At 68.7% G+C, this 22,853-nt stretch carries 21 protein-coding genes and 1 tRNA gene; 6 read left to right on the top strand and 16 right to left on the bottom strand.

Annotated features, from left to right (window positions below):
• Positions 1-58: 58 nt before the first annotated feature.
• Entirely contained in the window at positions 59-898 is an 840-nt protein-coding gene (locus tag AC3EN4_RS03935) for a DUF72 domain-containing protein (RefSeq protein ID WP_488179803.1), read from the top strand.
• Positions 899-907: 9 nt separating this feature from the next.
• Here AC3EN4_RS03935 and AC3EN4_RS03940 read toward each other — a convergent pair whose 3' ends face one another.
• A complete protein-coding gene (locus AC3EN4_RS03940; protein WP_435204547.1) occupies positions 908-2,740 on the bottom strand; it encodes a glycoside hydrolase family 15 protein in 1,833 nt (610 codons plus the stop codon).
• 138 nt (positions 2,741-2,878) lie between these two features.
• Here AC3EN4_RS03940 and AC3EN4_RS03945 point away from each other — a divergent pair, with 138 nt between their 5' ends.
• Positions 2,879-3,304, top strand: coding sequence for a VOC family protein (locus AC3EN4_RS03945; RefSeq protein ID WP_435204548.1), 426 nt, complete (start codon positions 2,879-2,881; stop codon positions 3,302-3,304).
• Positions 3,305-3,337: 33 nt separating this feature from the next.
• Here the strand turns inward: AC3EN4_RS03945 and AC3EN4_RS03950 are convergent, their stop codons facing one another.
• Positions 3,338-4,528 carry an FUSC family protein gene (locus AC3EN4_RS03950; RefSeq protein WP_435204549.1) on the bottom strand — a complete coding sequence of 397 codons (1,191 nt, stop codon included), beginning with the start codon at positions 4,526-4,528 and terminating at the stop codon, positions 3,338-3,340.
• A 131-nt stretch (positions 4,529-4,659) separates the two neighbouring features.
• Between AC3EN4_RS03950 and AC3EN4_RS03955 the strand changes: the two genes are divergently transcribed.
• A complete protein-coding gene (locus AC3EN4_RS03955; protein WP_435204550.1) occupies positions 4,660-5,109 on the top strand; it encodes a hypothetical protein in 450 nt (149 codons plus the stop codon).
• A 19-nt stretch (positions 5,110-5,128) separates the two neighbouring features.
• Here AC3EN4_RS03955 and AC3EN4_RS03960 read toward each other — a convergent pair whose 3' ends face one another.
• The 9 genes from AC3EN4_RS03960 to AC3EN4_RS04000 form a co-directional block, all read right to left on the bottom strand.
• On the bottom strand, positions 5,129-5,515 hold the full coding sequence (locus AC3EN4_RS03960) for a hypothetical protein (RefSeq protein WP_435204551.1): 387 nt from the start codon (positions 5,513-5,515) through the stop codon (positions 5,129-5,131).
• A gap of 102 nt (positions 5,516-5,617) precedes the next feature.
• A complete protein-coding gene (locus AC3EN4_RS03965; RefSeq protein ID WP_435204552.1) occupies positions 5,618-6,166 on the bottom strand; it encodes a kinase in 549 nt (182 codons plus the stop codon).
• A gap of 22 nt (positions 6,167-6,188) precedes the next feature.
• The gene (locus tag AC3EN4_RS03970; protein ID WP_435204553.1) at positions 6,189-6,539 is read right to left on the bottom strand and encodes a nuclear transport factor 2 family protein; all 351 of its coding nucleotides are present in this window, start codon (positions 6,537-6,539) and stop codon (positions 6,189-6,191) included.
• A 69-nt stretch (positions 6,540-6,608) separates the two neighbouring features.
• Entirely contained in the window at positions 6,609-6,977 is a 369-nt protein-coding gene (locus AC3EN4_RS03975) for a hypothetical protein (protein ID WP_435204554.1), read from the bottom strand.
• A gap of 441 nt (positions 6,978-7,418) precedes the next feature.
• The gene (locus tag AC3EN4_RS03980; protein WP_435204555.1) at positions 7,419-7,871 is read right to left on the bottom strand and encodes a SitI3 family protein; all 453 of its coding nucleotides are present in this window, start codon (positions 7,869-7,871) and stop codon (positions 7,419-7,421) included.
• Positions 7,872-7,881: 10 nt separating this feature from the next.
• Positions 7,882-8,280, bottom strand: coding sequence for a CdiA C-terminal domain-containing protein (locus AC3EN4_RS03985; protein WP_435204556.1), 399 nt, complete (start codon positions 8,278-8,280; stop codon positions 7,882-7,884).
• Between the two features lie 158 nt (positions 8,281-8,438).
• Positions 8,439-8,957: a DUF6244 family protein gene (locus tag AC3EN4_RS03990; protein WP_435204557.1), complete on the bottom strand. Its 519-nt coding sequence runs from the start codon at positions 8,955-8,957 to the stop codon at positions 8,439-8,441.
• Positions 8,958-9,569: 612 nt separating this feature from the next.
• A complete protein-coding gene (locus AC3EN4_RS03995; RefSeq protein WP_435204558.1) occupies positions 9,570-9,998 on the bottom strand; it encodes a carboxymuconolactone decarboxylase family protein in 429 nt (142 codons plus the stop codon).
• Between the two features lie 215 nt (positions 9,999-10,213).
• Positions 10,214-11,086, bottom strand: a complete 873-nt coding sequence (locus tag AC3EN4_RS04000; protein WP_435204559.1) for an SDR family NAD(P)-dependent oxidoreductase — start codon at positions 11,084-11,086, stop codon at positions 10,214-10,216.
• Between the two features lie 206 nt (positions 11,087-11,292).
• Here AC3EN4_RS04000 and AC3EN4_RS04005 point away from each other — a divergent pair, with 206 nt between their 5' ends.
• Entirely contained in the window at positions 11,293-12,174 is an 882-nt protein-coding gene (locus AC3EN4_RS04005) for a helix-turn-helix transcriptional regulator (protein WP_435204560.1), read from the top strand.
• 184 nt (positions 12,175-12,358) lie between these two features.
• Here the strand turns inward: AC3EN4_RS04005 and AC3EN4_RS04010 are convergent.
• A tRNA-Lys gene (locus AC3EN4_RS04010) sits at positions 12,359-12,434 on the bottom strand.
• Positions 12,435-12,500: 66 nt separating this feature from the next.
• A complete protein-coding gene (locus tag AC3EN4_RS04015) occupies positions 12,501-12,797 on the bottom strand; it encodes a DUF6582 domain-containing protein (protein WP_435204561.1) in 297 nt (98 codons plus the stop codon).
• 457 nt (positions 12,798-13,254) lie between these two features.
• Here AC3EN4_RS04015 and AC3EN4_RS04020 point away from each other — a divergent pair, with 457 nt between their 5' ends.
• Positions 13,255-14,142 (top strand): DUF1996 domain-containing protein, encoded by an 888-nt coding sequence (locus AC3EN4_RS04020; protein ID WP_488179804.1) that lies wholly within the window; start codon positions 13,255-13,257, stop codon positions 14,140-14,142.
• Positions 14,143-14,186: 44 nt separating this feature from the next.
• Here AC3EN4_RS04020 and AC3EN4_RS04025 read toward each other — a convergent pair whose 3' ends face one another.
• Positions 14,187-16,877 carry an RICIN domain-containing protein gene (locus AC3EN4_RS04025; RefSeq protein WP_435204563.1) on the bottom strand — a complete coding sequence of 897 codons (2,691 nt, stop codon included), beginning with the start codon at positions 16,875-16,877 and terminating at the stop codon, positions 14,187-14,189.
• Between the two features lie 326 nt (positions 16,878-17,203).
• Positions 17,204-20,188 (bottom strand): glycoside hydrolase family 3 protein, encoded by a 2,985-nt coding sequence (locus AC3EN4_RS04030; RefSeq protein ID WP_435204564.1) that lies wholly within the window; start codon positions 20,186-20,188, stop codon positions 17,204-17,206.
• 270 nt (positions 20,189-20,458) lie between these two features.
• Between AC3EN4_RS04030 and AC3EN4_RS04035 the strand changes: the two genes are divergently transcribed.
• A complete protein-coding gene (locus tag AC3EN4_RS04035) occupies positions 20,459-22,132 on the top strand; it encodes a Na+/H+ antiporter (protein ID WP_435204565.1) in 1,674 nt (557 codons plus the stop codon).
• Positions 22,133-22,182: 50 nt separating this feature from the next.
• On the opposite strand, the gene AC3EN4_RS04040 is transcribed toward AC3EN4_RS04035, so the two are convergent.
• Complete coding sequence (locus AC3EN4_RS04040) at positions 22,183-22,740, bottom strand: hypothetical protein (RefSeq protein WP_435204566.1); 558 nt, start codon at positions 22,738-22,740, stop codon at positions 22,183-22,185.
• Positions 22,741-22,853 lie beyond the last annotated feature (113 nt).

A 22,853-nucleotide genomic window follows, 5' to 3' on the forward strand; every position in this document is an offset into this window, starting at 1 on the left:
GCCCGCTCGCGCAAGCGGATACCGTGGGCGCGGCGTCAACGCGGGAGGAGAGGCGGGCATGCGTCTGCACGTGGGCTGCGCGATGTGGAGCCACCGGTCGTGGCCGGGTCACTCGCTGCCGTCCGGGGAGCGCCTGCGGCACTACGCCAGCTGGTGCGATGCCGTGGAGGGCAACACCACGTTCTACGCGACGCCGGCCCGCGACACGGTGGCGTCGTGGGCGGCGCAGACGAATCCCGAGTTCCGGTTCGTCCTCAAGCTGCCCAAGGTGGTGACGCACGAACGGCGGCTCACCGACGCCGGCGAGCCGTTGCGCGCCTTCCTGGACGCGATCGAACCGCTCGGCCCGCGCGTCCACGCCCTCTGGATCCAACTGCCGGGGTCGTTCGCGCCGGCCGACGTACCCACGCTCGGCCGATTCCTCGCCCAACTCCCGGGCTCCCACCGGTACGCCGTGGAGGTCCGCCATCCCGCGTTCTTCACCGAGCCCCGCGCGACCCGGCTGCTCGAGGAGACCCTGACCACGGCGTCGGCCGAGTGGATCCCCTTCGACACCACCGCGTTCTTCAGCCGCCCGCCGACGAGTGACGCCGAGCGCGACGCCTGGATGAAGAAGCCGCGGGTGCCGCTGCGGTCCGTCGCGCTGACCGACCGCCCGATCGTGCGTTACCTGGGCCGCGACGACGACACCCGCACCGTCGAGGGCTGGCAGCGTTGGGTCGAGGTCACCGCCGGCTGGCTGCGCGAGGGACGCTCCCCCACCATGTTCGTCCACACGCCGGACAACGCCGACGCGCCCGGGCTCGCCCGCCGGTTCCACGACGAGGTACGCGCCCAGGTGCCGGGCCTCGACCCGCTGCCGGACCCGATACCCGTCGAGCCGCTGACCCTCTTCTGAGCACCCGTGTCACGGCTCTCGGTCGAGCAGCGCGTTGAGGTGGTGGGCCGTGCTGATCAGCGAGAGGTGACTGAACGCCTGCGGGAAGTTGCCGATCTGCTCGCCGGTGGGGGCGATCTCCTCCGAGTAGAGCCCCAACGGCGTGCTGTAGGTCAGCATCTTCTCGAACGTCAGCCGGGCGTCGTCGAGCCGGCCCGACTGGGCGAGGGCCTGCACGTACCAGAAGGTGCACATGCTGAAGGTTCCCTCGGAGCCGGCGAGCCCGTCGGGCGAGGCTTCCGGGTCATAGCGGTAGACGAGACTGTCCGACACCAACTCGTTGTCTATCGCCCGCAACGTCGACAGCCACATCGGATCGTTCGGTGCGATGAAACCGACCCCGGGCATCGCGAGCAGTGAGGCGTCGGTGATGTCGGTGCGGTAGTGCTGCACGAAGGCCTGCCGTCCCGGATGGAATCCCCGAGCTATGACCTGCTCGTAGACGGCGTTGCGTTGGTCCGCCCACCGGGTGATGCTCGCGGGACGCCCCCGGGCGTGCGCGATGCGGATGGCACGGTCGAACGCGAGCCAGCACATCATCCGCCCGTAGGTGAAGTCCTGCCGGCCGGACCGGGTCTCCCAGATGCCGTCCTCGGGCTGGTCCCAGTGGTCGCAGAGCCAGTCCATCAGGCCGGCGGTCTTGCGCCACCCCTCGTACGACGTCATCAGCCCGCTCTGGTCGGCGAGATGCAGCGAGTTCAGCGCCTCGCCGTAGATGTCCAGTTGCAGCTGGCCCGCCGCGCCGTTGCCGATCCGCACCGGCGCCGAGCGACGGTACCCCTCCAGGTGCGGCAACACCTCCTCGGAAAGGTCCGGCGAGCCGTCGATGCGGTACATGATCTGCAGCGGCACGTCACCGTCGTGGGCGTCCCGGATGCGCGCCTCGAGCCAGGCCAGATACTTCTCGGCCTCCTCGGTGAAACCGACGCTGAGCAGCGCGTGCACCGAGAACGAGGCATCGCGGATCCAGGTGTAGCGGTAGTCCCAGTTCCGCGGCCCGCCGATCTGCTCCGGCAACCCCATCGTCGGCGCGGCGACCAGGGCGCCCGTCGGGGCGTACGTCATGAGTTTGAGCGTCATGGCCGACCGCTCGACCATCTCCCGCCAGCGACCGGTGTACGAGGTTCGCAGGGCCCACCGACGCCAGTGGTCCCGGGTTTCGGCGAGCAGTTCGCAGGCCTCCTTCGTGGTGAGGGCCCGGGGCGCGTGGGGGCAGGCCGTCTCCAGCACGACCCCACCGATGTCGCCCTCGTGCAGCACGTTGCGGAAGCAGACGCCCTGTTCGTCGCGCTGGACCAGCCTCCGGTCGACGAGCCGTTCCGAGTCCTTGAACGGGGTCAGGGTGAGCGAAAGGGTAGAGCTGCGAAAGACGTCCCCTTCCGGATGGACCTCCAACTCGTACGGATCTCGCCCGTAGTTGAACCGCGGCCGGCAGTCGAAGCGGAAGGGCATGGTCCCCCGGACCATGCGGACCATCCGCACCATTCGGTGCCGGTCGGTGGCCTCTTCGCCCGTGACGGGCATGAAGTCCAACACCTCGCCCACGCCTTCGGCGCTGTGGAAGCGGGTGATCAGGATCGGCGTGCCAGGAAGGTAGAGCTGTTTGCTCGAATACTCGATACCGTCGGGCGAGAGCTGGAAGTGCCCGCCCTTGTCGCGGTCGAGCAGGGCGGCGAAGACGCTCGGTGAGTCGAAGCGCGGCGCGCAGAACCAGTCGATCGTCCCGTGCTTGCTGATCAGCGCGGCGGTCTGCAGGTCACCGATCAGGCCGTGCTCCTCGACCCCCGGATATCGTGTCTGCACACCGACCCCCCTCGTCAGGCTGACGGCGACTACCCCGGAAACCGCGCGCTACACGAACGCCGGCCCCGAGCCCGGGGCGAGGGTGTCGGTGGCCGCCGATAGCGTGCGCGCTGGACGACATCGACGGAGGGACAACTGATGAGCCTGCGCGGATTCGCCACCTTGAACATCTGGGCCGACGACGTGGCAGCCGCCACCGACTGGTACGCCCGATTCCTGGGCCAGGCGGCGTACTTCTCGCGGCCCGGCCCCGACGGGCGTCCCGCCTACACCGAGTTCCGCCTCGGCGACTACCAGGCGGAACTGGGCATCATCGACCGCCGCTACGCGCCCCCCGGCGCGGCGAGCGGGCCCGGGGGCGCGGTCATGCACTGGCACGTCGACGACCTCCGCGCCACCGTGGACCGGCTCCTGGCGCTGGGTGCCACGGAGTACCAGCCGATCACACCCCGCGGAGACACGGGTTTCGTGACGGCGGCCGTGGTGGACCCCTTCGGCAACGTGCTGGGCGTCATGACCAACCCGCACTACCTCGACATGCTCGCCGCACATCGCACGGTCTGAGGTCGCCGTCCCCGTTTCCGCCGCTCGATCCTGTCAGTGCTGGTCCACTGCCTGCCGCACCAGCGCCGCCGCCATCTCGGTCTCCAATCCGCTGGTGATGAGCAGGTCGTGGGCGGCCGCCCGGTACTCCCCCACCGCGACCAGCCCGGAATAGCCGAGACGATGGATGTGCGGGCGGGTCGGGTCCCCTACAAACCCCTGCGCACGCCCGACCAGCTCGACGCCCGCCAGGATCTTGTCGCGGGCCTCCCGAGGCTCCCGACCGACCTGGACCGCTCGGCGCAGCGTCGGCAGCGCGTCGGCCAGCAGATCAATGGCCTGCGGAAACTCCTCGGGAATCGGCTCGTCGTCCTTCAGGGCAGTGGTCAGGCGCCGGCACAGTGACCGGCAACCGTGCAGGCTCCGTTCCAGGTGGTGGATCGCCGTGGTGTGGAAGTCCAGGGAGTCGCGCTCACGCCACCGCAGGGGCGCCAGCCGCGTCACCTCCTGGGCCGCGCTGAGCCCGTCGTCGAGAGCCGCCAGGCGGGGGTCGAGCCCTCGCAACCGGCGCAGGCTCCGTTCGGCGTCCCCGAGATCGCGCGTGCGCAGCGCCGTCGCCAGGTCGTGCATGATGTCGGCCGCCGGCCCGACCACCGGCTCGGCCAGCCGCAGCAGCGTCCGCTGCGGGTTGATGGGCGCCACAAGCAGACCGACCCCCAGACCGACCAGCCCACCGACCGCCGCGTCGACGAAGCGGGGGATGGACAGTTCGCGTAGCGGCGGCTCCAGCGTGGCGATCAGCACCGCGGTGCCGCCGGCCTGGGTGAGCAGCGAGCCACCTCCCTTGAGCAGGATGGCGACCCCGATCGCCAGCACGACGACCACACCGGTCTGCCAGGGCCCGATGCCGAAGAACGGCATCAACGTGTCACCGACGGCGAGCCCCAGGGTCACCCCGGCCAGCAGCTCGATGGTCCGCCGCAGGCGTGACCCCATCGAGGCGGCCACGATGCCGACCGCCGTGGTCGGCGCCAGGACGGGGGAAGGATTGCCCAGGAATTGGTACGCCACGAACCAGGCGATCGCCGCGGCGATGCCGGCCTGCACCGCGAGCAGGCCGAACAGGCGTATCCGCCAGGCGCGCGAGCGCAGCGCGTGGTGGGCCCGCGCTCGGAGGCGGTCGATCCGGGACTTCCGGTGGTCCGTCGGTTCGCCGCCGGCCTGCGACTCCTGGTGGGCAGACATCCGCGCCGCTTACCCGACGTGCGGAAACCTATCCGGCGCTGCGCCCAGACGTACGGAATCCATGCTTGTCAACGTCTGCTGTACTCGACAGCGAGGATTCCCCCGGCCCTCGTCGAAGGAGGCTCCGTGCCATGTCCAGCTCCGAGTTCAGCCCCGACAGCCTGCGTACGCTGATCCGCGCCGGCGCCTGGATCGACCGTCCGGACACCCGCAAGGCGGCGGTGCACCTGTTGACCTTCACCAAGCTGCCGGACCAGCCCGGCTTCGCGGAACTCATCGAGGTCGTGCAGATCCCCGAGTACGACGACGGCCACGACATCCAGGTGGCGGTCATCCGCGACTGGGCTGCACTGCTCGCGCTACCGGCGGTCGAGCAGCTGTCCGCCGACGATCAACGGCTGCTCGCCCTGGCCGGCAGCCTCGCCACCGGGCAACCCGTCGACCTGGCCGCCAACGCCGCCGTCAAGGGCCACGAGCACGCGGCGAAGGTCGCCGAGGCGATGGTGATCGCCGCCGGCTACCACATGAAGTACGAGGTCAAGGCGACCCCGCGACTCACCACGAGATTCGCCAAAGCCTGAGAGCTTTGGGGGCACCACATCAAGGGGTACGACGCTCGCCCGCATCGCGGGGCAACCACCGCAGCGCGGCGTCGGCGGTGTCCACCGGGCTGCCGTTGAAGGCGATCGCCGCGCCGGGCGCCCACTGCCGGACGAGGTTCACCACCTTCTCGAAGAGCAGGAGCAACGGCTCGTGCTTGCGGAGGCCACCGCCAACCACCACACAGGCGTACTCCTTGCGTCGTAATGCCTCGACGACAGCGGACTCGGCGTCGTCGTCGGGTGCCACCAGACACAGGTCGGCTTCGACGCCATGCTCGACGAAACGGGCCTGACCCTGTGCTATCGCCGCCACCACCGGCGCCGGATCCCAGCCCGAGATCCGTTCGGGATCAAGACCAATCACCAGTACGGGACCCAGCGCCATCCGCACTCCTGTTAAGCGGTCCACCTTCGTTCAACACGGTCGATGCTGCCACAGCTGGCAGCGGTGCGGCGCACGGCGACACCGGAAGGCGGCCGGGCAGCTCTACCGGTCGTCGTCGCATCCGGTCTGGGGCAGCCCGGCGGCAGCGGCGATGGCCTCGACGGCCTCGTCCAGTCCGGTCGTCTCGGGCAGGACGAGTTCGTCGGGCCAGCCCAGGACGTCGTGACCGGCGTACCAGCCGCTCATCTGCTCGGCGGTGAACTCACTGACCTGCGGGCGGCTGAGGTGCCGGCGCAGGGTCTCGGCCAGCGACACGTCCAGGTAGCAGAACAGCGACCGACCGCGATGGCCGTCCCGCAGCGCGGTCAGCATGCCTCGGTAGCGGCTGGTGTGCATGATGCCTTCCATGACCACGTGGTAGCCGTGATCCAGCGCGAACCGCACGGTCTGCCCGATCAAGGCGGGCGCCGCCCCGCCGGGCTTGTCCCGCTCGCGCAGCAGGATGCGGCGCAGGTAGTCCTGCTCGACGAGGGCGCAGCCCCGGCCGTGCCGGCGTCGTAGCTCACGGCCGATGCTGCTCTTACCCGAGCCGGAGTTGCCCCGGATGCAGACGAGGATCGTGTCCGGGCTGCCGGTGGGCTCCGCGACCACGATGCCTCCTCGGCTCCTTAGGTCACTCCCGGATCTCCATCTCGGTCACCAGACCCCTGTCGAAGCGGTACACATGCGTGACGGTGTGGTCGGCGAGTTTCGCTCCGGTCTTGTCGTGTACCACCTGGTGAACGGTCACGGCAATACGACCGTCGCCCTCCGTACTGAACGCCGTCGGCGTGACGGTGGGATCAAGCTGCTCCCACTGTCGACGCCAGTAGGCACCCACCACCTCCCGGCCGTGGAGCACACCCCCTTCCCAACCGTTGGGCCAGGAGACGTCCGGCGTCAGGGCCGCGAGCAGGGTGGGGACGTCGCGCTCGTTGAAGGCCGCGTAGAGGTTGGTGAGCAGAGCCTGTTCTGGCGAATCCATCGAGCCAGCATGGCCAGTGGGCGAGACCTCAGGACGCCTTCTTCGCTGTCGGCAGAAGGGCGCGTGCCTTCAGCGCAGAAGCAGTCGTTCCAGACGCTCGACCGCACCCAGGGCCTCGCCTCGATGCTTGGCCTGCTTCAGCCAGCCAGGCAGTCGGGACACCACTGAGGCGTTCGCCGTGCTGTGCCTTTCTCGCAGCCCGGCCCGCAGGAACTCCTTGAGGTAAGCGAGGTGGCGCGGGTTGAAGGCCCACAACGTGTGACCGACGCACGGGGTCTGCAGCCACAGCGGTAGACCGAAGCAGTTGTCCACCAGGGCGGCCGGCACCATGACCGGGCGCAGCTCATAGCTTGCGTTGGTCGCCGCCCCGCAGCCATCGCAGTGCAGGACGACGAAGCGGTGCTGCGGTGCCGCCTTCGCCCGTCGCTCGGCACGCATCCGGCGACCGCACTGCCTGCACCGTTGTGACACGGTGATGACCACCGGCCCAGCCCAACTGGTGGGGAGCTGACGTCGGCAGCGGCCGCATTCACAGCCCGCAGGCCTGTGTTGCCGGCGGGAGAAACCGCAGGTCACGCAGGCGACTGTCGCCGGCCGCCAGGTCCGCCTGACACCGTCCCAGTCCCGCAGGACCTTCCCTGCCGCGCCGCACTGTGGGCACCGCACGATGAACTCACCGGAGAACGCGGCCAACCGCCGTCCGTTGTCAACGAAGCGCCCCGTCATCACCGGTCGAGTCTAGGCGGCAACTGGGGCACGGCCTGCAGACTTAGTCGCACGGTCCGTACCGCCCGCGGCCGGCCGACCAAGTCCTTGCGTCTGAGGGCGCGTCAGGGCGAGGCCCTTGCCAGTCGCGGAATAGGCAGGCCGCCGAGCCTCTTACCGGCTGAGAAGATCGTCCTCGCCGTGAACGCCCCACCAGCTCAGTGCGTGCCGGCGCAGCGTTCCCGAAAAGCGAGTCAGCAGCAGCCAGTCGGCGTCAAGGATCAGCGCGGCGTCCTCCGACCGCTCGTCCAGCACCCGGGCCACGGACGTGAGCATCTCCCGCGTCGCCCGGTCGGAGGATTCGTCCTTCCCCAGCCGGAAGCCGATGGTGACGTACCGATCCGGTTCCCACTCCCACATCGAGCCGTCACCATCTTCGGCCTCGAAGTAGCCGTGGGATCCGGCGTGGATGTTCACCGTGTAACCACACCGATCGCTGAGGTCCGCACTCAACACCCGGGGCCTGCCATCTACCGCCGACTCCTCGGCACCCTCCGGAGCGACGACACTGGCCAGCACATCGAGCGGAACGTCGCCGGCCAGCGTCAAGCGGTACTCGGTCGCCATGGGTAGCCCTTCAGTCTCGTCGCAGGATCTGGATTATCGCCCCGCTTCGCGTCACCGCCACCAGTTCCTTCAACCCTGCGATCGGCCAGTCGTCGAACTGTCTCTGCAACGCCCCGAGATCGCCACGCCAGTCGTGCAGGTTCACCACCACCCGTTGGGTCTGCTCGCTGGTGACCTTGTCGGATACCCCGCTCCACACGCCTCGCACGCTCTTCGCCGGCATCGGGGAGTAACAGTCGAAGACGTGTCCCTCGATCAGGTAGTCGGGATCCTTGCCCGGTTTCCCGGAATCACCGGTACCGAGCCGGGCGTCAGCGATCTCCTGCCGGGTCGGGTTCTGATGGAGTCGGTACCCCTGGGCAGCGACGGTATCGGCGCACTGGTTCTCCAGTTCCAAGGAGCGCCGCACGCGTTCGTCCTCTCTCGGAGGAATCCGGGTACGCCGACCAGTCGGCGAACCACCCCGCTCTCCGGTCGGCTTGCGCGTCCACGCCGTCGCCACGCCCCCGCCAGAGGGCGAGGTGGAAACCGAGGCAGGGCTGGTCGGTACGGCACCGCCAGCCCCGCTCAGTTTCCCAACTGTCGTGCCTCGGCGATCGCCGCGTCAACGGCCTGGCGGGTGGTGGCGGTGCGCTGAACCAGCAAGACAAGCACCTGTTTGATGCTCTCCAGGGCCTGCAGCAGCGGGCCCGGCTGTCCACCTTGCAAGACCCCGACGACAAGCTGCTGTGCCTCACCGACCTGGGTGACAGTGGCGGCCGTCTGGTCACGGATGCCGTCGACCGCAGTCTGCAGCGGAGTCAGCCCGCTGATGGTCTCTCCCGGACTGGCCTGCTCCGGGACACCAGCGGCCACCTTCGTGGCATCACCGACAGCCCCGGTCAGACCACCCAGTCCACCCCGGACGGTGGCGATGGCTCCGCGCACCCGCGCCATACCGGCAGCGACCGCGGCGAACCCGGCCCCCGCCGCGCGCAGCGCGATCTCCTGCGCCTGCTGATCAGCAGCGGCAGCCAGACCGTCTGCACGTTCAACCCCGGCCGCCAGCGTACGGAGCTCTGTAGTGATCTTCTCGACGTGCGACACGCCGCCGGATCCCTCCACCTGACCGCGAGAGCTCTCAGGAGGGTTGAACCTACCGGCACGGCACCGACGTCACCAGACGTCACGGAGGAGTCAGTGATCAGTGGTCACGGCCGAGAAGGCGGTAGAAGGAGAGAGCGGTGAGACGACGGGAAACCGCGGTCAGCGCGGCGATTCAGTCACTCTCACCAGCCGACGCCACGCCGAGAGATTCCGCGACCGCGTACGGCGGGAAAGACAGCCGGACATCGCGCCGCCAGGGACTCGAACCCCGAACCCGCGGATTAAGAGCCCCGCCTATGTCGTGTTCATGGGTCCCACGTGGCATCGACCGTCCCACGTGCCCGTGCTGATCCAGCGTCTGGGGCCGCTGGGTGCCAACCGCTAGCTACCTGTCCCGGCGAGCGAGCGCCCGACGAGCACCCGCACATCGTGGCGGACCCGACACGGAAGCCAGCCGAGTTGGCCGGCGGTTGGACTTCGACCTGGTCTTCACAACCGGCATCGATACCCCATCGAGCCGCGGAACCTGAACCGGCACTTCGTCCGGCTCATGGCGCTGGCCGGAAGGGGTCAGGCCCGGTCCAACCGGACCGGGCCTGACCCCTGAACCCCTTACTTACCAGAGTCTGAGCTTTGCGTGTTCTCTGCGAAGACCTGAGCCGCGACCTGGTAGCCGTCGAACGCGCGTGCTACGCCAGCGTAGGCCGCGACCTGAAGAAAGACTTCGGCGATCTCTTCCTTGGCGGCGCCGGCGTTGAGCGCGATGCGAAGTTGACCACGGAGGGGCTCCAGGACGCCGAGTGTCGCCGCGATGGTGACGGACACCAGTGCTCGCGTCCGTGTATCCAGGTGCTCGGTGCGCGGCCAGACGTCGCCGAAGGCGTGCATCGTCGCGATCCGTTTGAAGTCTGCGCCGTTAGCTGGCTCACCAGGCGTGGCACCAAGAAAGCGCTCCAAGCGGAAGCCCAGCAGACGCTCAGCCGTGTCCAGCGCGGCGGCGTACCCCGGGTCTGTCTGATGGTTCGTCGTCACGATAATCACTCTTCCATCTCTAAGGACAAAGGAGGCGAGATCCGGCATTTGGAAGGTGACTGAGGATCGTCACCTCAGTCGAACTGATCAAGTCGCATGTCGGGACCGGGCAGCGTCTCGCTGTGAGAGCCATGGCTGACGGCCGCTGGCCGGCCCCGGTGGCGGTTGCCGGGATCAGCCAGCCGACCGAGCCGCCTGTTACCCGAGAGGGAGTCAGCGCATGGTCAGGAGATCTGCCAATCGATCGGATGCTCGCCCGGGCGCGGGATCAACGCAGTGAACAGCGGGCTGGGCTCCGCGAGGACGGCGGTACGGAACTCCGCCCAGTAGCCGTCGGTGCCCAGGATCTGCTTGGCCCTGGGAATGGCGGCCGAATCCGGTGCGGAGTAGTAACGCACCTTGGTGTTGTCCCCGTCGACGGCGGCTCGGTACACGACGTCGGCGGTAATCGACGGGTCGGAGCCGGTTGGCGCGTTCTTGGAGAAGAACGCATCGATTCCAGCCTGATAGTCCGCAGGGACGTCCTGCGCAATGTCGATCTTCGTGAAGATGCGGGTGGAGTGCTGTCCGGGCAGGACGGCCTTGACCGCGATGCCGAAACCGGCCACCTCCAGGCTCATCCCCTCACTCAGGGCCGCCACGGCTGCCTTAGAGGCAGCGTAGACGGCGCTGTACGGATAACCCTGCTCGGCGGTCAACGAGGAGATGTTGATGATCGTTCCGGAGCGCTGGGCGCGGAAGATCGGCAGGAATGCCTGGCTGAGCGCGATCAGTCCGAACACGTTGGTCTGGAACTGCCGGTGGATCTGGTCCATGCTGCTCACCTCCACCGGCCCCATCTGGTAGAAACCCGCATTGTTGACCAAGACGTCGACCTGTCCGAACTGCTCCACCGCGGTCCGCGCGAAGGGCCCTGCCGCCTGCTCGTCATCGACGTCCAGCAGCAGCGTCCTGACCCGCTCCAATCCATCGTGCACCGTCAGGTCGGCCTCCTTGCGGACCGTCGCGACCACGTTCCAGCCTTCGGCGGCGAACTTGTCCACGATGGCCCGGCCTATTCCAGTTGCGGTACCGGTCACCACGATCGTTTTCGACATGGAGGGCTTCCTCTCCCATTAGTCCCGGCCCGGACATCCGTGCCCTCTATTGGCGTTGCTGCTGTCCGGGCAAGTAGTGGCTCGCTGATGCGCCCAAGTGTCATCGCGGTTCATCGGGCCGGCCAGGTTCGGTTCTTCAGGGGAAGGTTCATCATGGGAAAGACAGTCCCAGGTATCCGCCGAGGCCCGGGGGTAGATTGGGTTTCATGTCCAAGCGCCCGGAGTTCAGCGTGAGCAATCCGCTTGCTGAGTTTCTGCGGGCCAGTCGTGCACGTATCCGGCCGGACGACGTCGGCCTACCCGACGGCGGCCGGCGGCGCCGCGTTCCCGGGCTGCGCCGTGAAGAGGTCGCCCAGCTGGCCAATGTCAGCGCGGACTATCTGGCCCGGCTCGAGCAGGGACGCGTCACCACTGCGTCACCCGAGGTCCTCGACGCCCTCGCGGACGCGCTTGGCCTCGACCGCGACGGCCGAGAGTACCTGCACTCGATCGCAGGGCCGAAACAGCGCCCAGGATCACGTACTCAGACCACATCGCGAGTTGACCCGCAGACTCAGCGATTGCTCGATAGCCTGTACGAAGTTCCCGCCTACGTATTCGGCCGGAGACTGGACATCCTCGCCTGGAATCCCCTGGCCGCTGCCTTGTTCACCGATTATGGGGCGCTGCCGGAGCGGCACCGCAACCTTCTCTGGCTCACTTTTCTCGATCCGGGTTACCGGGAATTGAACACCGACTGGGCCAGGGCCGCCCAGGAATGCGTCGCCTATCTACGTATGGAGGCCCGGAACTACCCGAACGATCAGCGCCTGGCCGAACTTGTCGGGACTCTCTCCGTCAAAGACGCGGACTTTCGCACATGGTGGGGCGGCCACCTCGTGACCGGCGCCACGCTGCGCCGCAAGATCTACCAGCATCCGCTGGTCGGCCCACTCACCCTCGATTCGCAGCAATTCGACGTCAGCGGCAAGTCCGACCAGCACCTCGTGGTGTTCACCGCCGAACCAGACAGCTCATCCCACGAGGCACTGAAGTTGCTCGCCCAGTGGGCGAACGCGCCGGTGGCTCCGAGCGGCACCACGACCTGAACAGCTCCGGCGATCTCGAACGACTGCTCAACGAACACGGCGCCCTACTCAAAGACGTCCACCAACGCAGGCCCTGTCGCTCCAGGCACGGAGCGGTCCAACGGCTGCCGAGCACCCGGCTATGGCCACAGAACATGAAGGAGGCCCCGAACCAGGTGGAAACCCGGGTCAGGGCCTATCTCAGTGGTGCGCCGCCAGGGACTCGAACCCCGAACCCGCGGATTAAGAGTCCGCTGCTCTGCCAGTTGAGCTAGCGGCGCTCGCTGACAACGACGAGCACGCTAACACGCCCGCCAACGGTCTCTCGGACCGGCCGGCCCCCGCGCTCAGTGCGCGGGGTTCGGGGTGTGCGGCAGTTTGCCGAGTTGCTTCCAGTTCGTCTCGGCGACCTCGACGCCGTAGTGCTTGGCGGCGGCGAGGATGTTCTGGAAGGCCAGGTCGCGGTCTGCGTCGGTGACGCCCTGCACCTGGTCGAAGCGGGCGATGGCGTTGCGGACGTGGCCCGCGTCGGTCATCGGCTCCTTGCGCTTGCCGGGGAACGCGAAGACGGTCTCCGGCAGCTCGCGCTTGTCCTTGTCGGTCAGGCCGCCGTGCTTCTCGTGGGGTTTCCAGGTCGACTTCATCGCCCACCATTACCCATTTTTCGTCCAGACGTACGCGCGGACCGGCTCGATTAAGAGTGTTTAAAGACCCTGTCCGGTACGGCCGGCGACTGCCTACCATACGGCGGCCGTGACCGTCCGGGTCGGCCTGTCGTCTGTTCGTTGGGAGCGACCCGTGTCGTACGAAGGCCCGCCGCCGTCACGTCATCGTCGCCCGGGGTGGGCCACCCACAAGAGACTGAGCGTCGCCGCGGGCGTGGCCGTCGTGCTCGTCGTCGCGGCCGGGGCCGTCTACCTGGGCAACGGCTCAGCGCAGCCCGAGCCGTCGAACGCGGCCAACGCCCTCGGATACCCCCCGACGTCGGCTGGACAGGCGGAGTCGTCCGGGCCGGCGATGTCGGCCTCCGCGACACCTTCGGTCTCCACGACTGCGTCGACAGGCGCGACGCCCTCCACCACTGCGGCGCCGAAGACCCCCGTGACCGGCTGGGTTCCGGTCGACCGTGCGGCCTGGAAGGCGCAGGCCGACGCGTACCGGGCGCTGAAGATCGACCCCGTCCCGGCCGGTGTGGGCGACCTCCCGGAGTTCCGGGCGGACTGCCAGTACAGCCACCGACTGCCGGATGACCCGATCGTCGCTCCCGGTCTACCGGGCGCCTCGCACATGCACTCCTTCGTCGGCAACAAGGCCGTCGACGCGAACACCGTCGCCGGGGACCTGACGAAGTTCACGGCCACGTCCTGCAAGCCGGTCCAGGATCACTCCGCGTACTGGGTGCCCACGCTCTACGACAACGCGACCGGTAAGCCGGTCGAGACCAGCGGCTTCCGGGTCTACTACCGCTCGCTCGCGAAGACCTCGACAGGCCAGATGCCCATGCCCAACGGCCTGCGCATGATCTCCGGGGACGCCAAGAAGAAGAAGCCGACGCCGCGCGGCACACCTGGCCAGTTCTACTGCGCCTTCTACGGTCCCGGCGACCTCGACGGCATCGCCCGCAGCACCAACGGCAACTGGCCGATCTGCGGTGGGACCGCGACGCTGCACTTCATGCTCCAGTTCCCGGACTGCTGGGACGGCAAGCACCTGGACAGCCCCAACCACAAGGACCATGTGGCGTACGGCAGCGGCAACACCTGCCCGACCAGCCACCCGGTACGGATCCCGGCGATCACCTTCGACATCCAGTACCCGGCCAGGGGCACCCCGGCGGGCTACTACCTCTCGTCCGACAAGGCGGGCAAGAGCGCCTCGTCGATGCACGGTGACGCGTTCGTCATGTGGGACGTCAACACCATGAACAAGCGCACCAAGAACTGTGTCCTGGGACGCCGGACCTGCGACAACTACGGCTACCAGAAGTAACCGGGGTCGGACCGAAAATCGGCCCGACCCCGGCTGACAACCACCTAGCTGCGCAGACTCCACCGCTGGTTGGCGCCACCGTTACACGACCAGAGGATGATCTTCGTGCCGTTGGCGCTGGCCGCGCCGTTGGCATCGAGGCAGAGCCCGGACTGGCCGTTCGTGATGGTGCCGTTGGCGTTGATGTTCCACTGCTGGTTGGCGCCGCCGTGGCAGTCCCAGATGATGACCTGGGTGCCGTTGGCCGTGCCCGCCCCGGACGCGTCCAGGCACTTGTTGCCGTACACCATCAGCTGCTTGCTGGAGGTGGCGGTCCACCGCTGGTTGGCGCCGCTGCCGCAGTCCCAGAGCTGCACCTGGGTGCCGTTCGTGGTCGACGAGTTGGGCACCTCGATGCAGCGGCCGGACTGACCGCCCACGAGCTGCCCGCCCTGCTGGGTGCCGCCGCCGCTCTGCTGCCGGACGAGGGAGGTCGACTCGGCCGACCGGTTGCCCTGGGCGTCGACGACGTAGAGGCGGTACTCGCCCTGGGTCGCCGGCACGGCGATGGACGTGGCGTCACCGGCCGCCCTGGTCATCGTCGCCCCGGCGGTGAAGGTGGTCGTGCCCAACGGTGCCAGCCAGACCGACTTGGTGGCGTCGCCGGTACTCCGGATCGGGATCGTCGCCGTGGCGCTGGTGACGTACGTGCTGGCCGGCAGCACGTAGTTCGGCGCGGAGAACCTGCTGGCCGGGATGATGTCCCGGTAGGCGTCCTCCAGGCCGGAGTTCACCGCGATGCCGTACGCCGCCGCCGGCCAGACGTAGTCGGAGGAGACGAGGATGTCGGCGACCGTGCTGTTCGGCAGGTTCTTGTTCGACACCTTGTTGATCGGGCCGTAGATCTGCGTGATGCTCAGGTCGTGCTTCCGACCGAAGTCGTCGGAGTTGATCATCCAGGTGACGTTCTTGTCGATGCTCAGGACGTTGTCCCGGAAGGTGATGTACGCCGAGCCCTCGTCGGGGTGGAGTCCGTACTTGTGACCCGAGGGCACGCCCTGGAGGTAGTTGTTGGTGATCGTGGTCCCGGGCTGGCTGCCCAGCGTGTAGATGGGCGCCGTGTCGCTGAGGCGCTGGACCGTGTCGATGATGTGGTTGTAGCTGATGGTGTTGTTCCGCGCCGTCGTGGTCGGCCGGTTGGGCGCGATCGAGCCCGACGACCCGTCGAAGTTCCACCAGCCCCAGCCCATCGTGATGCCCGACCAGGGGGCCTTCTCGATCCGGTTGCGCTGGATCGTCAGGGTGTCGACGAAGTACGCCGAGATGGGGCTGTGCCCGTTGAACAGCACCGCACTGTCGTACAGGTAGTTGTTCTTGATCTCGATGTTCTTCGGCAGCCCCTCGACCTGCGGGAGGTACTTCTCCCGGTTGCTCGACGTGCCGTCTCCGATGAAGACGTGCTGGGGATGGCCGACGTCGATGGCGGACCCGGCGATGTCGTTGGTGTAGTTCCCGATCAACTGCGAGTTCTGCACGTCGTTGACCATGCTGATGCCGTCGGCGCCGGTGTGCTGGACCCGGTTGCGTTGCAGCAGGATCCCGTCGGCGTTCTGCACCTGGACGACGCCGGGCGTGACGTCGACGTTGCGGTAGTAGTAGACGTGGAAGTTGCCCTTCGCGTACGCCTGCGCGCCGAGGTTGCCCTGCTGCGCCTGCTTGAACGACGAGCCGGCGACGTTGAACAGGTTCCAGTCGGAGTGCTGCACGGTCAGGCCGGCGAACGTGATGTTGCGCGCGTGGCTGCTGGTCGAGGTGCCGGCGACCCGCAGCACGGTGGTGACGTTGTTCGGCGCGTAGACCGACGCGGTCGTCATGTCCTCGGAGCTGGCCTTGTAGTAGTAGACCGTCTGGGTGCCCTTGTCGAAGTAGAACTCACCGGGCGCGTCCAGGAACTCGTACGCGTTCATGAGCTTGTGGCTGCCGTTGATCTGGGCGTTGCCGTTGAACGCGCCCTGCGCGATCGCCGCACCCGGCTGCTGGAACAGGGCGACCCGGTTCGAGCCGTCGGTGGTCACCTGACGGACCCCCACGATGGCGGTGGTCCAGGTCGTGCCCGTCTCGATCTCGATGTCGTCCTGGTTGCGGGGGATGGCGGGGAAGTCGTTCTGGCTGTACTTCGCGCCGTCGCACTGGGAGCCCGACTCCCACGCCCAGGACGCCTGACCGGCGGTGACGTTGTACGTCCCGTAGCAGCCCGCCGAGTTGACCGTCTTGGTGGCCATCTGCGCGCGCTTGTCGTTGACGTAGAGCGTGCGCAGCTTGGTGCTGCGGTTCAGCGGCGCCTTCCAGATGTTGCCGCTGTGCTGGGTCCACCCGGTGACCGGAACGCCGCCGTCGAGGACCGGCGTCTCGCCGGGGTAGGCGGCGTAGCTGATCCGGTACCCGTTGGTGCCGGAGTCGCTGGCGCCGAACTCGACGGTGCTGGTGACCGGATATCTGCCGCCGCGCAGGTAGACGTTGATGTCGCCGGACATGTTCGCGTTAACAGTACGGACGACGTCCCGGGCGCGTTGCACCGTCTTGAACGGTGACGCCTGGGTGCCCGCGTTGGAGTCGTTACCGTCGGGGGCGACGTAGTACGTGGCCTGGACCGCGGCCGAGGCCGGCGTTTGACTGATCACCACGGCCGGCAGCGTGGCGGCGACGAGCGCCGCCGCGAGCAGGGCCGTGCGGGTGGTGGATACGGCTGATCTCACGTGCTGTCCTTTCTCACTTGTCGTCGACGTGGTGCCTGGGACGTGCATCGAGCGACGAGCAGGGAACAGCGACGCCACCGAGGGTCGGCGGGGGGACGGGGGATGCCGCCCCACCGCACTCTTTTGCCAATCGCTACGAAGTCTTGAGGCGGAGCGTATGTCAGACGTGTGACGAATGCAATACGAGATTGGGTCCCATCTATGCCTAAAGCACTATTAAAGCCGCGAATCAGGCACAGGGCACGAAGCTTGATCGTCAATCATCTGATGAATCCGGAAACGGCTCGGGCCGGGGCGCACCAGCACCCCGGCCCGAGCCGTCCGGATCAGCGCAGCGAGAAGTCCGCCAGCCGCAGTGGAGAGTCGAACACCAGGTAGACGTCGTGGGTGCCGGCGGTCCGGGCCAGCTCGGCCCGGACGCTGACGTACCGGTAGTCGTCACCGGTGCTCGGCACGGTGGCCGTACCGAGCAGTCGGCCGGTGGGCGAGCCCAGCCGGACCTGGATCGTGCCGGTGCCCGCCGTGGCCTTGGCGACCCGCGCCGAGAAGGTGCGGCTGTCCGGGCGGAGGGCGGACTTCGCGAAGGAGATCCACTGGCCGGCGGCGGTGGCGCCCACGGCCGTACCGCGTACCTTCGTCTCGTCGACGAGCCGGACCCCCGCGTACCCGTCGAAATTCTCGGCGCGGGTCGTCCGGGACAGGTCCCGGGCCGGGATCGTCTCACCGCGCACCGCGACCGCCGTCCGGGCCCGGACGTCCCCGGCGCTCGCGCCGACCATCAGGTCGTACGTGGACGACTCCACCACCCAGCGGCTCCGGGTGACGTCCCAGTTCGCGAGGTCGGCGGCCCGCACCCGCAGCGTCACGGTACGAGTCTGCCCGGGGGCGAGCTGCACCCGCTCGAACGACTTGAGCGCCCGGATCGGCGTCTTCACCCGCGAGGTGCGTTGGTGGGTGTAGAGCTGGACGACCTCGGAGCCGGCGCGGGTGCCGGTGTTGGTCACGTCGACGCGGGCCGTGATGGTGCCGTCCGCCGCGACCGACCGGGCGTCGGCGCGGAGCTGGCCGTATCGGAAACCGGTGTACGACAGCCCGTGGCCGAACGGGTAGAGCGGCTTCGCGCTGCTGTAGAGGTAGGTCTGCCCGGACGAGATGATGTCGTACTCCAGCAGGTCAGGCGGGAGTTGTCGGTCCGAGCGGTACCAGGTCTGGGTGAGCTTGCCGGACGGGTTGCGGTCGCCGAACAGCACGTCCGCGACGGCGTGACCGGTCTCCGCGCCCGCGTGGGTGGTCCACACGATGGCCGGCACGTGCTCCTGCTCCCACCCGATGGTGACCGGGTAGCTGGTCTGGAGCACCAGCACCGTCCGTGGGTTGGCCTTGGTCACGGCCTTGACCAGCGCCTCCTGGCTGGCGCTCAACGCCATCGAGGTACGGTCGTGCGCCTCGCGCCCGTTGATGAACGGGTTGCTGCCGACCACCAGGACGGCGGTGTCGGCCGCCTTGGCCGCCGCGACGGCCCGGTCGACCCCGCTGCTGATCACCTCGCGCTGGAAGTGGGTCGCGTCCGCGGCGGTGGACGCGCCGAGCTTCAGGGCGCCGTCGTCGCCGACGGTGAGGTAGGTGTTGACGCCGAACCAGCTCTCCGTCGTCTCGTAGCCGGCGTAGCGCACCGCGACCGTCCCGTCGGCCTGCGGTTCCAGCGAGAACTGCTGCTGGACGTACCAACCGTTCGGCTGCTCGTCACGGGTGACGAACGGCCCCCAGTTGTAGCCGAGGTAGCGGCCGTTGGCGGCGTTGCGCAGCGTCACCACGTTCTGTCCCCAGTCGACGCTGTCGAACTGGGCCGCGAGCGAGGCGTCGGTGCCGGTGACGGAGACCGGGTCCGCGTCGGTGATGCCGGTGGCCGTCAGGTACCGGCCGGTGGACGGGTCCTTCAGGGCGATCCGGTCCGCCCCGTCGAGCCCGTCGACGCTGGCCGAGCTGCCCAGCCGCTCGCGGATGCCGTCCAGCGCGGTCACCTGGTACGGCAGGTCGGCCCCGTACCAGTCGGTGTAGAGGGTGTCGGCGAGCGGGCCGAGCACGGCCACCTTGCGGGTCCGGGCCGGGTCCAGCGGAAGGGCCTGCCGCGAGTTCTTGAGCAGCACCATCGCCTCGCCGGCGGCCTGACGGGCCAGCCGCTGGTGTTCCGGGCTGTTGATGACGTCCGGGGTGATGCCGCCGTACCGGCCGCCGCCCGGGTCGAACTCGCCGAGGCGGAAGCGCAGGTTCAGGATCTCGGCGATCCGGGCGTCGATGTCCGCCTCGGTGAGCAGACCGCTGGCGAGGGCCTGCTTGATGGCGGTGACGGTCGGCTGCGCGTTGGTGTCGTCGGTGATGAAGCTGTTCAGGCCGGCCTTGACGATCGCGGCGTTCCCCTCGGCCTGGGTCGGGTAGTACCCCTGCGAGGCGACGAGGTTGTTCGGCGCCCAGGCGTCCGTCACGTTCATCAGGGGCTGGTCGGTCCAGCTCCGCACCACCGTCGCCAGGTCCGGGTCCACCGTCGCGGGACGGCCGTTGACCAGGTTGTACGAGGCCATCACGCCGGTCGCCGCGTCGGCGGCGATGGCCGGCTTGAAGGCGGCCCGGTCGTACTCGTTGAGCACGCGCGGCGGCACGTTCGACGAGGTGACGTCGCGCCGGACCTCGTTGTTGTAGGCCAGGTAGTGCTTCAGGGTCGGCGCGCTCTTCAGGTGGTCCGGGTCGCCGCCGGTCATTCCCGAGCCGTACGCGGTGGAGATCTTCGCGGTGAGCAGCGGGTCCTCGGAGTAGCCCTCCTCGTTCCGACCCCAGCGCGGGTCGCGGAGCAGGTTGACCACCGGCGCCCAGAGGTTGAGACCCCAGACCCGCGGGTTCTGCGCGTGGTAGCCGCGCGCCTCGTCACCCACGGCCGAGCCGACCCGCTGGATCAGATCCGGGTTCCAGGTGCTCGCCATGCCCACCGGTTGCGGGAAGGACGTGCCGCGGGCCTTGACCACCGCGCCGTTGTTGTCGATGTCGGTCGACCAGGCGACGCCGTGCAGCGCCTCGGTGCCGGTCTTGAACAGGCCGATGCCCAACCGGGGCACGGCCGGCTGGTACTGGTGCAGCCAGGAGATCTTCTCGTCCAGGGTGAGCCGGCCGAGCAGGTCGTCGACCCGGACCTGGACGGGCAGGCTGGGGTCACGGAACGGGTAGGCGGGGTCGGCGTGTGCCGTGCCGGGAACGGTCGGCAGGGCGAGCAGGGCGAGCGCGAGCGCGGTGATTCCGCGCCGAAGGCGCCACTTCCGCATGCGGTTCTCCTCATGTCGTACGACAGGCGCGATTCAGCGCCAAGACCGGCGTGGCCAGGCTCGACACCCGGCTGACGGGCCTGAACGACGAATCGTCGAAGCGCTTCGACGACCTACCGCGATGACCACGGCCATGAATGTGGTGATCGCGCAACTATAGAAGCGCACCAATGCTCGGGCAAGGCCGGACACGCGCGACGGGTCCCCGTGCTCCGGTGACGGGTAGGGTCGATACGAGATCCACGCGCCGATCCAGGGGGACGACACCAGGTGAGCGCCCATTCGATGGTGTTGTTCGTGCTCGCCGCCGTGGCGGTCATCGTCGCCGTCCGGTGGGTGGCGGCCCGCACCGGCCTGCCGGCGGCCGCGCTGCTGCCGCTCATCGGCATCGTGTACGCGCTGCTACCCGGCCCCAACGTCGGCCTCGATCCCGAGCTGGTGCTCATGGTCGTGCTGCCGCCACTGCTCTACAGCGCCGCGTTGGACTCCTCGCTGCTCGACATCCGCCGGAACCTGCGGATCGTGGTCAGCCTCTCCGTGGTGCTGGTGCTCCTCACCGGGCTGCTCGTCGGTCTCGGGTTCCACCTGTTCGTGGCGGGGGCGACGCTGGCCGCCGGTATCGCCGTCGGCGCCGCCATCGCCCCTCCCGACCCGGTGGCCGCCCTGGCGGTGGGCCGACGGGTCAGCCTGCCGCCGAAGATCGTGACGATCATCCAGGGTGAAGGGCTGCTCAATGACGCGACCGCGCTGACGATGCTCAGCGTCGCGGTGGCCGCCGCCGTCGGTGGCACCTTCTCGTTCCCCGCCGCCGTGGCCCAGTTCGTGCTGGCGGCGGTCGGTGGGGTGGCCGTCGGGGTCGCCGTGGCCTGGGCGAAACGCCTGGCCCGCCCGCTCACCGCGGACCCGCTGCTGTCCAACGCGATCTCGCTGGCGACACCGTTCGTGGCGTACCTGCTGGGCGAGGCGTTGCACGTCTCCGGGGTGCTCGCCGTGGTGATCGCGGGGCTGATCGTCGGCCACCAGACGCCCCAGGTCGGGTCCGGGGCCGCCCGCCTCCAGACCAGCGCGGTGTGGCGACTGGTCGACTTCCTCCTCGAAGGCTTCGTCTTCCTGCTGATCGGCCAGCAGCTTCCCGAGGTCGTGAAGGGTTTGCGCCAGTACGACACGTCGACGATCGTCATCGCTGTCGCGGTGTCCGTGGGCGTGGTCCTGCTCCTGCGTCCCGCCTGGCTGGTGATGACCCAGTCGCTCCCCCGGTCCCTGCACACCCGCCTGGGCGGCATCTCCGAGCAGGACGACGTCGACGAAGCCGGCAGCGCCCGGCAGGTCGCCCGGGCCGACCGCAACGCCCGCCGGCTCAGCTCCCGCGAGGTGGTGGCGTTGAGCTGGTCCGGCACGCGCGGCGTCATCAGCCTGGCCGCGATCTTCACCCTGCCGTTGACCACCGACGACGGGTCACCCTTTCCCGACCGGGACCTCCTGCTGTTCTGTACCTTCGTGGTCGTCCTCGTGACGCTCGTCGGGCAGGGTCTGACCTTCGCGCCGCTCGTGCGCAGGCTCGGCCTGCGCGCCAACGCGACCGACCAGGCCCGCGTACGGAACGAGGCCCGCTCCGCAGCGGTCGAGGCGGCGCTGGCCCGGCTCGACGAGGTCGCCGCCGCCGAGCCGGACAGCGCGGTGGCCGTCAACACGACGCGTACCCAGTTGCTGGCCCGCCTCGCGCGTTACCGTGGCCGACTCGATCTGCTCGAACAGAGTGGATCGACGGAGTTGCCCACGTCACCGCAGTACGAGACGGCGCTGCGGGTCCGTCGTACGGCCCTGGACGCGCAGCGCGAGGAGTTGGTGCGCTGGCGCGACTCCGGGCGGCTGCCGGATGAGGAACTGCGGATCCTGGAGCGGGAACTCGACCACGAGGAACTGCTGCTCCCCAAGCGGCAGTAGCTGCGCGCCGATGGTCGGCCGACGGCCCGGGCCTCGCCCGGCCGGCCCGACTACGAGCCGGCACCGACCGGAGGCATCGGCCGCACGGACGCCTCGGTGGCCAGCCGTGCGGCCAAGCGCTCATCGAGGTACGCCGTCACCCGGGCGTCCTCAGCCGGCGTCAGTGTCGTCCGGCACAGGTAGCGGGGCTGCTGGTCCGCGCAGTCCAGACGGTACGCCTCCCGCATCCGAACGGCGTGCCTGATCGCCGTCCAGGGCAACCGCAAGGCCGCATGGGCGGTGTGCCACTCGATGGCCTCCGCGGTGAACACGTACCGCACGGGCGCGCTCAACTCGACGTGCCGTCGCAGGTACGCCGCGCCGTTGATCAGCCCCGCGATGAACCAGACCACCCCGAACGGGAGGCCGAACAGCCCGGCGAAGAGCCAGCCACCATCGGCCGTGAACGTACCGAGACTCGTGATCGACAACAGCAGGCCCGAGATGACGAACAGGAAACTCAGCCGCCGCATCTCCCGTCGCAGCAGTCGCGTGTACCGGACGTCGGGGGTGACCAGCAGGTCGAACCCGTCCCTGACACCCGCATCGTCCAGCTTCTCGTCGCCCACCCCGTACCCCCGCCGTCGTCGACACCAACCGCGAAGAACCTAGACCCGTGCCGCCCGACGAGTCGATCGGTGGCTGCTCAGCAGCACGCCGCCCAGCGTGTCGTATCGCTCGG

This window comes from Micromonospora sp. bgisy143, assembly GCF_057708145.1.

Excerpts from the sequence above, each read along its gene's own strand:
- AC3EN4_RS03935 (WP_488179803.1), top strand. The coding sequence starts at position 59 with ATGCGTCTGCACGTGGGCTGCGCGATGTGGAGCCACCGGTCGTGGCCG.
- AC3EN4_RS03945 (WP_435204548.1), top strand. The coding sequence starts at position 2,879 with ATGAGCCTGCGCGGATTCGCCACCTTGAACATCTGGGCCGACGACGTG.
- AC3EN4_RS03950 (WP_435204549.1), bottom strand. The coding sequence starts at position 4,528 with ATGTCTGCCCACCAGGAGTCGCAGGCCGGCGGCGAACCGACGGACCAC.
- AC3EN4_RS03955 (WP_435204550.1), top strand. The coding sequence starts at position 4,660 with ATGTCCAGCTCCGAGTTCAGCCCCGACAGCCTGCGTACGCTGATCCGC.
- AC3EN4_RS03960 (WP_435204551.1), bottom strand. The coding sequence starts at position 5,515 with ATGGCGCTGGGTCCCGTACTGGTGATTGGTCTTGATCCCGAACGGATC.
- AC3EN4_RS03970 (WP_435204553.1), bottom strand. The coding sequence starts at position 6,539 with ATGGATTCGCCAGAACAGGCTCTGCTCACCAACCTCTACGCGGCCTTC.
- AC3EN4_RS03975 (WP_435204554.1), bottom strand. The coding sequence starts at position 6,977 with ATGCGTGCCGAGCGACGGGCGAAGGCGGCACCGCAGCACCGCTTCGTC.
- AC3EN4_RS03980 (WP_435204555.1), bottom strand. The coding sequence starts at position 7,871 with ATGGCGACCGAGTACCGCTTGACGCTGGCCGGCGACGTTCCGCTCGAT.
- AC3EN4_RS04000 (WP_435204559.1), bottom strand. The coding sequence starts at position 11,086 with ATGTCGAAAACGATCGTGGTGACCGGTACCGCAACTGGAATAGGCCGG.
- AC3EN4_RS04005 (WP_435204560.1), top strand. The coding sequence starts at position 11,293 with ATGTCCAAGCGCCCGGAGTTCAGCGTGAGCAATCCGCTTGCTGAGTTT.
- AC3EN4_RS04015 (WP_435204561.1), bottom strand. The coding sequence starts at position 12,797 with ATGAAGTCGACCTGGAAACCCCACGAGAAGCACGGCGGCCTGACCGAC.
- AC3EN4_RS04030 (WP_435204564.1), bottom strand. The coding sequence starts at position 20,188 with ATGCGGAAGTGGCGCCTTCGGCGCGGAATCACCGCGCTCGCGCTCGCC.